The following is a 12,259-nucleotide window of genomic DNA, read 5'->3' as shown; positions in this document are numbered from 1 at the left end:
ACGAGATCCGAAAAAGATCCTTATAAAATCCTTTGAAATTCCCTATATGTATCAAAGCAATATGGTGTTTGATACCTACTTGTTTATAGTCAGTATAGTAATAATGCAGATTCAATAGCTTATTATAATTGATGCACTCCCCTATTTTTATATTGGACTATTATTGCTTATTATTTTTAAAAATTTCCGATTATTAAATTAAAATTTCCTTTCACGTCCTTTAGTTATTTGGAACAATTCTAAACAAGACCTATGTTTGTGTCATTGTTTATAATGATTCTAAATAATGTTGTCGAAACAAATATATATTCTTTCTCTACTTCTGTTTGCAAACAGTGCTATACATGCTCAAACTAAAGATTCTATAGCAATGAATAAGCAGATAGATGAGGTTGTGGTAACTGCACAGTTTAAACCAACTTCACTAAAACAATCTGTTTATAATGTGCGTGTAATTAACCGAGAGGAAATTATTCGACGCGGAACAGCAGATATGCAGACGATATTACAAAACCAATTAGGTATTCGATTTTCAAATGATTTGATATTAGGTGAATCGGATATACAATTAATGGGGATGTCTGGACAAAATGTAAAGATACTATTAGATGGCATCCCTATAATTGATCGTGGAAGTACAAAACAGAGTCTGTCACAAATCGATGTGAACAATATAGAACGAATAGAAATTGTTGAAGGTCCAGTTTCTGTATTATATGGCACAGACGCTTTAGCAGGTGCTATTAATATCATCAGCATTGACCCATCAAAATCGAAAAAGAAATGGAATGTAGGATTGCGAATGATCGAAGAGACGGTCAATACAGAGTATAGACCGGGTGATAAGGAAGGAAAACATAATTTGCATGTTAACCTTCAATTTCAAGATAAGGATTGGTATATAAACTGGACAGGTAGTCGCAATACTTTTGGTGGATATCAAGGAAAGGAAACAGGAAGGGCATTAACTTGGCAACCGAAGGAACAATGGTTGACCAGTGCTAAATTAGGATTTCAGAAAGACCATCTCCATATATTCTATCAACTTCAATTTCTAAATGAGGATATTTTTACACCTGGGGAAATTTTGCCTAGCTATCGATATACCGATAAGAATTATTTTACAGATCGATTTACCCAAGTTCTTCAAGGAAAATGGTCGCTCTCTGATCGGTTCCATTTATTGGGGTCACTGACTCAACAAAACTATAAGCGGTCGACCGTTACTAAAATACATAATTTGGAAACAGGTACCGTGGAATTGGGCACACAGGCTGGAGAACAAGATATTTCTAAATTTTCACAAACATTTGCACGGTTAACTGCTAACTATCAGCTGCATTCTACCATAGACATTCTTGCTGGTTTAGATTTTGATTTTGACCGAGGATCTGGGGCTAGAATACAAAAAAATGCAGAGCTTTATGATGTAGCAGCCTATATCTCTGCAGATTATAAACCATTCAAATGGTTTTTGGTTCGGCCTGGGTTACGGTTTATTCATAATTCCATTTATGACTCCCCTCCTATTATTCCATCCATCAACAGTAAGTTTATCATCAATTCAGATTTTGATATGAGGCTGTCTTTTGCTAGAGGGTTTAGAGCACCAAACTTACGCGATCTATATTTCAACTTCTTTGATACGAATCACCAAATTGAGGGGAATACAAATTTGAAAGCAGAAAATAACAATAGTTTTATTGCTAACCTCCATTATCAAAAGTCCTTATCGAAAGACTTCCTGTTAAAAAGTTCCATCAACGGTTTTTATAATCATTTTAATAACCTGATAATATTGAGCTTAAAACCAGGAGATAATAGAATAAATACCTACCAGAATTTAGATTTCTATAAAACTACTGGTGGAAGTTTAGAGAATCAACTTCACTATAAAGATAGTCGTTTAGATTTGGGCTTAGCTCTAGTAGGAAGATTCAATAGGCTTAAGGAACAGTATCCGGACTTAAAGGAATTTTTATGGACCCCGGAATTGAATGCTTCATTTTCGCAGGATATACCAGCTTGGAAATCCAACATTTCTATTTTCTATAAATTTAATGGAAAACGGCCTGGCTTTGAAACAGTTCAAGGAACAGATAATCAAATTACTGCTAGACAGACTTCAATTTCAGCATTTCATCAGTTAGACCTTAGCTTGAACAAGGATCTTTTCCGAGGATTAAGCGTCCAAGCGGGCGTACGAAACCTAACAAATACAACAGATATCAATAATACAGCAAGCACCGGTTCAGGAGCACATACATCAAATGTATCGTCGGTACCCATTGCTTATGGACGCTCCTACTTCTTTGGATTACTCTATAATTTGAATAAATAAACAAAATGAAAACAAATACTATTTACTCTGCCGTAGCTTTATTAGCACTTATAACTTTTGGATCCTGTGAACGAACGGAAGCTCCAATTCCGGAAATAAAGCCTTCTGATGGCAATAAATTGACCTTAAATGGTGGAATTGGCGCATCGGACGCAGCAAATGCAGTTTATGTAGACCTTAGTTCTGATAAACAAGATTCTGTAAAAAGGAAAGATTGGTCACTAGGATTTTATTGTGCCGCTGAATTTCGGGTAATATTAAATTATCAAGTTGGGATGTCTGCTATCGAAACTTCTCAAACAGATATAAAAGCCGTCAACTCTTCAAATGTTGATCTCAGTAAATTGGATTATGACATGAAACCAGAAAAGATTAAGCTTTATGATGATACCGCTGGACGTGTAAATCAAAGTGTCATTGCAGCGGTAAATGCGACGGAAAATCAAAACAAGGTGTACATCGTAAATCCTCTATTTGCTTCAGTAAAGAAGGATGAACTATGGAAAATTAAAGTCACTAGAAGTGGTACAAATGCCTACACCTTGCAATATGCACCAATAGATGCAACCAATATTCAGACTTTAACCATTACAAAAGACAATACTTTTAATTTTAAGCATGTCTCCTTTAGTAAAGGTGCGGTGAATGTAGAACCTAAAAAAGATGATTGGGATTTTGTATGGACTAAAGCAAGTTTCTATACGATGATGGGTCCAAACACTCCAGTTCCTTATGCCTTTTCGGATTTAATATTCTTGAATCATGAAACTGGCGTTACAGCTGCTGAAGTAGTTTACTTGGATAAAGAAGGAAAGACAAATGGCAAACCATCCTATGATGAGTTTGATGCTAGCAAACTAGGCTCCATAAGCTTGAAAACTGGACGTAATGTAATTGGTTCTAAATGGCGCAATACCTTAGGAACAGGAGCGCTAAAGGATAGATTTTACGTCATTAAAGATAAAGCGGGTAACATCTACAAGTTAAGGTTTATTGCTATGGGTGCAGGAAAAGATGGCGGAAAAAGAGGTTACCCTGAAATTGAATACAAACTAGTAAAAGGAAAATAACATGAAAAGAATTAACCCTTTATTTTTCTTAGGCATAATCAGCCTTGCTATATGTTCATGTAATATTTCCGGAAAACAAGATAGCGGAAATATCGAAGTAGATTCGCTGCGGATTGTCTCCTTGAATGGTACAGTTTCTGAAATTCTTTGTGATGCTGGCTTAGAAAAACAATTAGTTGGAGTAGATGTATCCTCCACCTACCCTATAAGTCTTAAGGATGTTCCCAAGGTAGGTCATAACAAAAAGATTCCGGTGGAAGCTGTTTTGGCACTTAATCCGAATATAATAATCGGAACTAAGGAAGTGCCAGAAGAAACGGTTGAACAGTTCAGACAAGCAGGAATGCGTGTAATCCTTGTAGATCAGGAATATAGTATTCCTGGATCTAGAAATATGATCAAGTCTCTTACTGACTCTTTGAAACTTAAAGAAAAAGGCGATTCTATTTTGAAAAGATTTGATCAAGATATTCAGTTGGTACAAGCATTTGAGGCTGAAAACCCTAAACCTAAAGTTCTATTTATCTATGCGCGTGGTACAGGTACGATGATGGTTGGTGGAAATAATACACAAGTAGCTAAAATGATTCAATTGGCAGGTGGATTAAATGTAGCCAAAGACTTTGAAGAATACAAGCCATTGACACCAGAATCCTTAGTGAATTATAATCCTGATGTCATTCTATTGTTTAGTTCTGGTTTATCCAGCTTAGGTGATAAAAATGGATTTATGGAAGTGCAGGGAGTTAAACAAACTCGTGCTGGAAAAGAAGGAAAGATCATCAATATGGATGGGCAGTTATTATCTGGTTTTAGTCCTAGGTTGCCTAATGCCATAAAGGAACTGCATACTAAAATTCATGAATGATAGAAAAATATAAAAAGGTCTTCATTATCTCTCTACTTTTATTTCTATTTAGCTCCTGCACACTCTCCATATGTGTAGGAGCGATAGAAATACCTTTAGAAAGTTTAGGGAAGATCATATTAAAACAATTTGACATAGGCAATTCAGAAGCCATCTATAATCAACAGGAAGCCGTATTGATGGCTATTCGAATTCCAAGAGTATTATTAGGAATCTTAGTTGGCGGTACACTTGGTATTTCGGGTTGTGCTATTCAAGGGATATTTAGAAATCCACTAGCGGAACCAGGTCTAATAGGTGTTTCATCTGGTGCATCCTTGTTTGCGGTGATGTTCATCGTTATTGGAAACACTCTTTTTGAAGGTTTGACTTTGTTTTTGGGTTATTATGCCTTAGCTGTTGTTGCATTCATTGGAGCCTTATTGACGACTTCATTGCTGTATAAATTTTCAGTGAGAAATGGGAAAACGGATATTACCACGCTGTTATTGATAGGTATTGCAATCAATGCTTTAGCAGGGGCATTAATAGGTTTAATGACTTATACAGCAAATGATGAACAGTTGCGAACCATTACCTTTTGGAATATGGGCAGTTTAGGTGGTGCAAATTGGAAGTCGGTTTTGACCATATTACCTTTTGCTTTGATAAGCATGGTTGGTTTAATGATTTTTGGAAAGTCTCTGAATGCAATGACTTTAGGAGAATCACAAGCGCAACATTTGGGTATTAACTTACAAAAGACCAAACGTTCCGTAGTTATATTATGCGCAATTGGGGTTGGTGCATGTGTTGCATTATCGGGTATCATAGGCTTTTTAGCTTTGCTCGTACCACATTTATTACGAATGGGAGTATCTGCTGATCATAAGTTCTTGCTTCCTGCCTCTATCCTATTAGGCGCAAGCCTATTGGTCTTAGCCGATCTAATAGCTCGTACGATTGTAATTCCTGCTGAGTTACCAATTGGAATATTGACCGCGTTCATGGGTGTGCCAATGTTCATTGCCATTATATTAAAATCAACTAAAGAAAGGAGGATATAGATGATTGAAGTAAAGGGATTAAATTATAAAATTCAACAGACGGAAATCTTACAGAATATAACTTTTCAGGCTTCGGCCTTTGAGTTGTTAGCTGTAATTGGACCAAATGGTGCTGGAAAATCCAGTTTGCTCAAACTGATCAGCAAAGAATTATCAAATCAAATTGGGCAAGTAATGATTCACGGGAAGGAATTAAGCAGCTATAAGATAAATGAATTAGCCAAATTTCGTGCAGTACTCCCTCAAAATAACAGCATGAGTGTTAACCTACGGGTTAATGATATCGTAATGATGGGAAGATATCCTCATTTTGATAGAAACCCATCTCAGCATGATCAAGAAATAGTAGATCTTTATTTGGAGGAATTAGGATTACAAACCTATAAGGAACGACTAATTTATACACTTTCTGGAGGAGAACAACAACGCGTACATTTGGCTCGAATTCTTGCACAGATTCATAATCAGGAAAATGCAGTTCTTTTAATGGATGAGCCCATAAATGGACTAGACCTTCAATATCAACAGATTATTTTGGAGAAAGCGAGGAAAATGGCAAATGCAGGAATGATTGTTATCTGTATTCTACATGATATCAATTTAGCTGCTCAATATGCTGATAATATCTTGTTATTGGAGGATGGAAAGATCAAGAAGTGGGGACCTCCCAAGGAAGTCCTAAGTGAAGAAACTATATTTAATATTTACCACACCAAGGTGAGACGAATAAATGATATGAGCCTTGGTTATCCAGGTATATTACCAAAAAATTAAAACATACAATCATGGAACTAATAAAAAACACAAGCGTATTATTTGAACGCTATCAACAATATAAACTTGAAAACCCAAAAATAAGAATACGTGAAGCAGCAAAAGACCTAGGGGTTACAGAGCTTGATTTAGTCAATTGTAATGAACGTAATATTCAATTACATGCAGATTTTAATCTTTTACTGAATGATTTAGGAAATTTAAAGGAAATCCTGGCAATAACACGTAATGAATATGCGGTACATGAGCGAAAAGGAATATATACTAAAGCTACCATAAGTAGTCATATCGGATTGGTTGTTAATCCGGATATAGATCTCAGACTATTTATGGCCAATTGGAAATATGCATATGCTGTTGAAGATAATAATCGAAATAGTATACAATTTTTTGACAAGTATGGAATAGCCATTCATAAAGTTTACTTGACAGAAAACAGTGATCCAATAGCTTATCAAAAATTCTTAGAGAAACATGAAAATAAACTGAAGGAGGATTTATCTATTTTACCATTAGATGGTAATAATAAGATAGAAACTCCGGATATAGAAATTGATGTTTTAGGGTTTCAAGCTGCTTGGAAAGATTTAAAAGATACTCATGACTTCTTTCCTATGTTAAGGGATTATAAGTTGTCCAGGTTACAGGCGTTACGATTAGCTCCAGAAAATTATAGTCATCAGATTCCAAATAAGAAGATAGAAAGTCTATTGAATTTAGTATCTTCATTAAAGCTTGATATTATGGTATTTGTAGGAAATAATAATTGTTTGCAGATACATACTGGACCAACAGAAAAAATTGTTCGTACAGGTCCATGGCTGAATGTTTTAGATCCAATTTTCAATTTACACCTAAAAGATGAGGCAATAGATCAAGTATGGATTGTTAAAAAACCAACGGATATGGGTTTGGTTCATAGTGTGGAGGCTTTTGACAAAGAAGGAAATTTAATAATCCAGTTTTTTGGTAAAAGAAAGCCAAATATTCCTGAAAGTGAAGATTGGCGTTTAGTCATTCAGTCCTTAGAAAATGTAGTATGAGAAAAATAGGTCTGCTTTTTATATTAATATTCTCCAGTTTATTTACTTGGGCTCAAGATTCCATTACGTTATTGGATCAGTCAGGTAAAGAGGTCAATCTTGAAGTTATTGTTGATGAGGCAAAGGTAAAACCATTACTGTTTTTTGGTGAATTACATGATAATGCAACAGGACACCAGCTTGAAATGAAGTTGTTGCAAGAATTGCATAAGGCTTATTCCAAGCAGGTCATACTCGCTTTGGAAATGTTTGAAGCAGATGTTCAATTTGTAATTGATGAATACTTTGCAGGATTAATAAATCAAAAGAGTTTTGAACAAGAATCACGTATTTGGCCAAATTACAAAGAGGATTATAAGCCCTTGTTGGAGTTTGCTAGAGAAAATCAATTGAAGTTAGTTGCAAGTAATGTCCCAAGGCGTTATGCGAATGCTGTCTATCATAAGGGCGTACATGTGTTAGGTGATTTTCCAAAATCTAGTCACCAATGGATGGCACCATTGCCATTGAAGGTAGACACTACTTTGAGTACCTACCGTGAAATGAGTGCGATGCTTCCTGGACATGACGCCAGCAATATGATTTATTCACAAGCATTAAAAGATGCTACAATGGCTTACTTTATTGTTAGAAATTGGAAAAAAGGTCAAGTATTACTGCATATTAATGGAGCATATCATAGTAAGAATAGAGAAGGAATTATCGCTTTCCTTCCTAAGAAATTACAGGAACTGAGCATCACTATAAACAGCATAAAGGAAGCTGATTTTAAGGAGGAAGATTTGAAACTAGCAGATTATACCTTGTTAATAAAATAGGTTTATTAAGATATTTTATAAAGGTCAACAGGTAATATTGTTGACCTTCTTTTGTATAAAATATAATATTTAGACATTGTTTCTTATTTTTATCCGATTATTAATAAGCTATGAAAATCGCCTACTTTGTTGCCTTCTGGATTTGCCAAATCAGTTCAAGTATTTTATTTAAATATGGTGGGATAAATCCTTCCTTCAAATGGACAGGCTTAATTTTAGGCAATGTGATATTATTATCGGCATCCTGGTTTTTAGTACAATTATTCAAAACCGTCCCTCAACCAATTGTTATTGCCTTATGTTCTGGAGGAACTTTCTTAACTGTTCAATTGGCCATGGCACTATGGTTTAAGGAATCTTTAAGTTGGATGCAGATTCTTGGATCCTTGATTATTATCGTAGGGATGGTTATGGTAACTTTTGGCAATAAAACGCCAATAAATCAGTAAAGCCAATACATTGGTTCTGACCTACTCTCCTATTTTAATTCAATAACAGTATCGCCTACGATGGCAAATAATTGGTTTTTTCCATTTACTTGAAGGATATGAAGCCCTGTATATTTACCAAATGCGGGCATGGTCAATAATTTACCTTCTAAGTGAAAACAGGGTAATCGTAGTGTTTGCCTTGCCCCTGCCTCCACTAAACAACCGGGATGTATATGTCCAACAATATTATACAAATGATCCTCTAACCCTAACAATGGTTCATGAGAAAAGACTATTCCTTCCGGTAAAATATGATGTTGTTTCAATTCTAATGCTGTATCCTTAAAATGTCTTTCTTCCAAAATATCGTGGTTGCCTACGGTTAATATGAATTGAATTTGATATCTATAGTTATGGATAAAGGATTTAAATAAATCCCAATGCTTATTCCACTTGGAATGAAACAAGTCGCCCAGGAATACAATTTCTTTTATTTTCAGTTCTTCGATTAAGAGCTTTAGTTTTTGGAATTCTTCTTCAGGATCAGGTGCCGGAACAAATATACCTTCTTGTCTAAAGTGCTGCAGTTTACCAAGATGCCAATCTGAAATAACAAGCAGATTATATTGTGGGAAATATAAAGCTTTTTGAGCTAATAGATAGACATCAAGCCCATTTAATACGATCTTTTTACTCATTTAACAATTGCATTTTCACTTTTTCCAAACGGCTTTGCCAATCTTCGTTACTGTATTTTTCACGGAATGATTCTGCAAATATCGGAAATGAAAATGGAGTGAGCTTATTTGGCTTACTAAAAATTATTTTATGCGTAGCTATTCGATTAAATGCCTGTTGCATTCTTCCTTCCTCCAATTGAAAATCAAATACTTCATCATATGCTTCCCTTAATAACAGGTTATTGGGCTCATAATCACTGAAAACGGAGAAAAATAAGCTAGCATTAGCCTGTAAATGTTTGCTTTTCATTTGTTTTCCAGGAAATCCTTGAAAAACTAATCCTGCTATTCCTGCAATATCTCGAAATCTACGTCTAGCAAGTTCTTGAACATTAATTCCCGAATTGATATCCTGATGTAACTTAGCAGGATTGAATAATTCATGAAGTAGATGTTCATTTAATTCATAGTCTGTATCACTTAATAATTCAAAGCCATATTCATTGCTGGCAATACTAAAAGTGGCGGGCTTGATTTTTCCTAGTCGATAGGCTATTACTTGCGCCATACCTTCATGTACAAGCTTGCCATCGAATGGATAAAAGAAAATATGATTTCCGTATTTTGTTTGAATGTATTCAATTAGTAATTCATCTTCCTTAGGTAAAGCAGATAATCTTTTTTGTTCTTGAAATAAGGGTTTTAGATAGGCGATTTCTTCAGATATGCCTTTCGATTTATGAATGCTGTTAAAGCTATGCCGAATAGCTACCCCTAAGTCTGGAGAAATGGCAAAACGACCACCCATCCAAGAAGGCACAACACCTTTCTTTTTCTCAGAGGCTTTTACAATGGCATCATTTGCAATAATTTGAACCAGTTCCAATTGTCTGCCCGAAAACCAAAATACATCGCCTGTATTTAATTTGGCTATAAAAGATTCTTCAATAGAGCCTAAATACTTTCCAGAAAGAAATTTTACCCGCATCATTAAATCTGATACAATAGCTCCAATAGAAAGTCTATGACGCATGGCTATCCTTCTGTTAGTCACTTTATATTTTCCATCAACAAGCTCTAGACGATGAAAATCATCATAAGCTTGCAGGCTTGTTCCTCCGTGAATTAACAAGGCCATGCATTGATCAAATTCTTCTTGACTAATACTAGCGAAGCAATGTGTCTGGGCTATTTCCTGAATAACCTCATCAGCATAAAAACCATCCCCAACTGCTAGCGTCATTAAGTACTGTATGAGAACATCAAATGATCTGACGTAAGGTATACGACTTTCTACAATATGGTTTTCTACGGCGTACTTGAGTGAATCACCTTCAATAATTTCCAAAGAATTCGTTGGAACATAATAGATTATTGAAGTTGCATCAGGACGATGTCCTGAGCGCCCAGCACGCTGTAAGAACCTAGCTATACCTTTGGGTGACCCAACTTGAATGACACAGTCTACGGGTCTAAAATCCACACCTAAGTCAAGACTACTGGTGCAGACTACTGCTTTGAGTTTTCCTTCATGTATTGCTTCCTCAACCCACATCCTAACTTCATCACTTAAAGAACCATGATGTATAGCTAATAAACCGGCAAATTCAGGGTATTGACTAATGATTTGTTGGTACCATATTTCTGCCTGAGATCTGGTATTGGTGAATATCAAGGTTGTTCGATATTGATGGATAATATCAACTACTTTATCTAATAATCGAATGCCTAAATGTCCAGCCCAAGGGAATTTTTCCAAATTATCGGGAAACACCGTTTGAATCTGAATCTCCTTATTAATATTTGCTTGTATTAAAACACCTTGATTAGATTGGCCCAATAAAATCTCTTTGGCCAAATCGAGGTTACCAATCGTTGCAGATATTCCCCATATCTTAAGATTAGGATTAATAGTTTTGATTCTACTAATGGCTAACTCGATAAGGACTCCCCTTTTTGAGCCCATTAATTCATGCCATTCATCTACAATGATGAATTCTAAATTACTGAAATATTCCTGTCCCGCCTTTGTTGCTAATATGAGATGAACACTTTCAGGCGTAGTTATCAGCGCATGAGGAGGCGTTTTACGTTGTTTTTGACGTTCAGCAGTATTTGTATCCCCTGTTCTAAGTTCTATTTGATAATCGAGGTCGAGATCCATAGAAACTTGATTTGTAGCCTTATGAATTTCTTTGGACAATGCTCTTAATGGTGTAATCCATAAGGCATGAGGACCTTTTCGTTTTTTAGATTTAGCAGTTTGGGCTTCTTGATTTTGGGAATAATAATGTTGAATGATACCAAACCAAATAGCAAAAGTTTTTCCGTAACCTGTTGGAGCATTGAGAATTCCTGATTTTCCTTGAGCAATAGCCTCCCAACAATCTTTTTGAAAAGGATGGGCCTCCCAACCTTGATTATAAAACCATACTTCTGCAAACTCATTCTTCATTTTAATACACTTCAATTATTTTATCGGTAGATATTTCCTAAAGCTAACTAACAAATACCTGAGAAAGTTGTTATAATAAATATAAAACAAAATGTTATGGCAAATAAACAAGTAGGAATTTTTGTTGGAAGTTTAAGAAAAGAGTCCTTTAATCGTAAGATTGCAAATTATATCATAGAAAATCAGCCTGAAGGATATGATTTTCGAATTATTGAGATTGGCGAATTAGCCATGTATAATCAGGATTATGATGATAGTCCATCACAACCGTCAAATTATTCAAGTTTTCGAGAAGAGGTGAAAGCATTAGATGCTGTTTTATTCGTTACGCCGGAGTATAATCGTTCTATGCCAGCAGTTTTAAAGAATGCGATTGATATTGCATCTAGACCTTATGGAAAATCGGTCTGGAATGGAAAACCGGGAGGCGTGATAAGTTCTTCCATTGGTGCAATTGGAGGTTTCGGTTCTAATCATCATTTAAGGCAAAGTTTGGTTTTTGTTAATGTATTGACACTAGCGCAGCCAGAAATGTATATCGGGAATGTTGGTGATAGCTTTGACGATAAAGGAAAGTTAAGCAATGAAGATACCGCTAAGTATTTGAAGAAATTTTTAGAAGCTTATATTGATTGGATTGAGTTGATTAACTCAAAGAAATAAGACCATATATTAAAGAAAGAGACGTATTATAAAATAATACGCCTCTTTTTTATGCTATTTAAAATAATTG

The 12,259-nt window shown here is 35.3% G+C and carries 11 protein-coding genes; 9 read left to right on the top strand and 2 right to left on the bottom strand.

The window, feature by feature from the left end:
- Window positions 1-370 precede the first annotated feature (370 nt).
- The 8 genes from ACP6L2_RS04420 (at window position 371) to ACP6L2_RS04385 (ending at window position 8,409) form a co-directional block, all read left to right on the top strand.
- The gene (locus ACP6L2_RS04420) at window positions 371-2,341 is read left to right on the top strand and encodes a TonB-dependent receptor plug domain-containing protein (RefSeq protein ID WP_440508091.1); all 1,971 of its coding nucleotides are present in this window, start codon (window positions 371-373) and stop codon (window positions 2,339-2,341) included.
- A gap of 5 nt (window positions 2,342-2,346) precedes the next feature.
- Window positions 2,347-3,411 carry an HmuY family protein gene (locus tag ACP6L2_RS04415; RefSeq protein ID WP_440508090.1) on the top strand — a complete coding sequence of 355 codons (1,065 nt, stop codon included), beginning with the start codon at window positions 2,347-2,349 and terminating at the stop codon, window positions 3,409-3,411.
- A 1-nt stretch (window position 3,412) separates the two neighbouring features.
- Entirely contained in the window at window positions 3,413-4,279 is an 867-nt protein-coding gene (locus tag ACP6L2_RS04410) for a heme/hemin ABC transporter substrate-binding protein (protein WP_440508089.1), read from the top strand.
- On the top strand, window positions 4,276-5,325 hold the full coding sequence (locus ACP6L2_RS04405) for a FecCD family ABC transporter permease (protein ID WP_440508088.1): 1,050 nt from the start codon (window positions 4,276-4,278) through the stop codon (window positions 5,323-5,325). Before ACP6L2_RS04410 ends, ACP6L2_RS04405 begins: the two co-directional genes overlap by 4 nt.
- Window positions 5,326-6,099 (top strand): heme ABC transporter ATP-binding protein, encoded by a 774-nt coding sequence (locus tag ACP6L2_RS04400; RefSeq protein ID WP_440508087.1) that lies wholly within the window; start codon window positions 5,326-5,328, stop codon window positions 6,097-6,099.
- Window positions 6,100-6,110: 11 nt separating this feature from the next.
- On the top strand, window positions 6,111-7,142 hold the full coding sequence (locus ACP6L2_RS04395) for a hemin-degrading factor (protein WP_440508086.1): 1,032 nt from the start codon (window positions 6,111-6,113) through the stop codon (window positions 7,140-7,142).
- Entirely contained in the window at window positions 7,139-7,960 is an 822-nt protein-coding gene (locus tag ACP6L2_RS04390) for a ChaN family lipoprotein (protein ID WP_440508085.1), read from the top strand. The genes ACP6L2_RS04395 and ACP6L2_RS04390 overlap by 4 nt, the downstream gene beginning before the upstream one ends.
- A 110-nt stretch (window positions 7,961-8,070) precedes the next feature.
- Window positions 8,071-8,409 (top strand): hypothetical protein, encoded by a 339-nt coding sequence (locus ACP6L2_RS04385; RefSeq protein WP_440508084.1) that lies wholly within the window; start codon window positions 8,071-8,073, stop codon window positions 8,407-8,409.
- A 29-nt stretch (window positions 8,410-8,438) separates the two neighbouring features.
- Here ACP6L2_RS04385 and pdeM read toward each other — a convergent pair whose 3' ends face one another.
- Both pdeM and ACP6L2_RS04375 read right to left on the bottom strand, forming a co-directional pair.
- On the bottom strand, window positions 8,439-9,089 hold the full coding sequence (gene pdeM, locus ACP6L2_RS04380) for a ligase-associated DNA damage response endonuclease PdeM (protein WP_440508083.1): 651 nt from the start codon (window positions 9,087-9,089) through the stop codon (window positions 8,439-8,441).
- The gene (locus tag ACP6L2_RS04375) at window positions 9,082-11,526 is read right to left on the bottom strand and encodes a ligase-associated DNA damage response DEXH box helicase (RefSeq protein ID WP_440508082.1); all 2,445 of its coding nucleotides are present in this window, start codon (window positions 11,524-11,526) and stop codon (window positions 9,082-9,084) included. The genes pdeM and ACP6L2_RS04375 overlap by 8 nt, the downstream gene beginning before the upstream one ends.
- Window positions 11,527-11,622: 96 nt before the next feature.
- Here ACP6L2_RS04375 and ACP6L2_RS04370 point away from each other — a divergent pair, with 96 nt between their 5' ends.
- Complete coding sequence (locus ACP6L2_RS04370; protein WP_440508081.1) at window positions 11,623-12,189, top strand: NADPH-dependent FMN reductase; 567 nt, start codon at window positions 11,623-11,625, stop codon at window positions 12,187-12,189.
- The last annotated feature ends 70 nt before the right edge of the window (window positions 12,190-12,259 follow it).

It is taken from the genome of Sphingobacterium lactis, assembly GCF_051951495.1.
Taxonomy (GTDB): domain Bacteria; phylum Bacteroidota; class Bacteroidia; order Sphingobacteriales; family Sphingobacteriaceae; genus Sphingobacterium; species Sphingobacterium lactis_A.
Note: the sequence above shows the minus strand (reverse complement) of the source record. Positions and strands in the feature narration are given on the sequence as shown.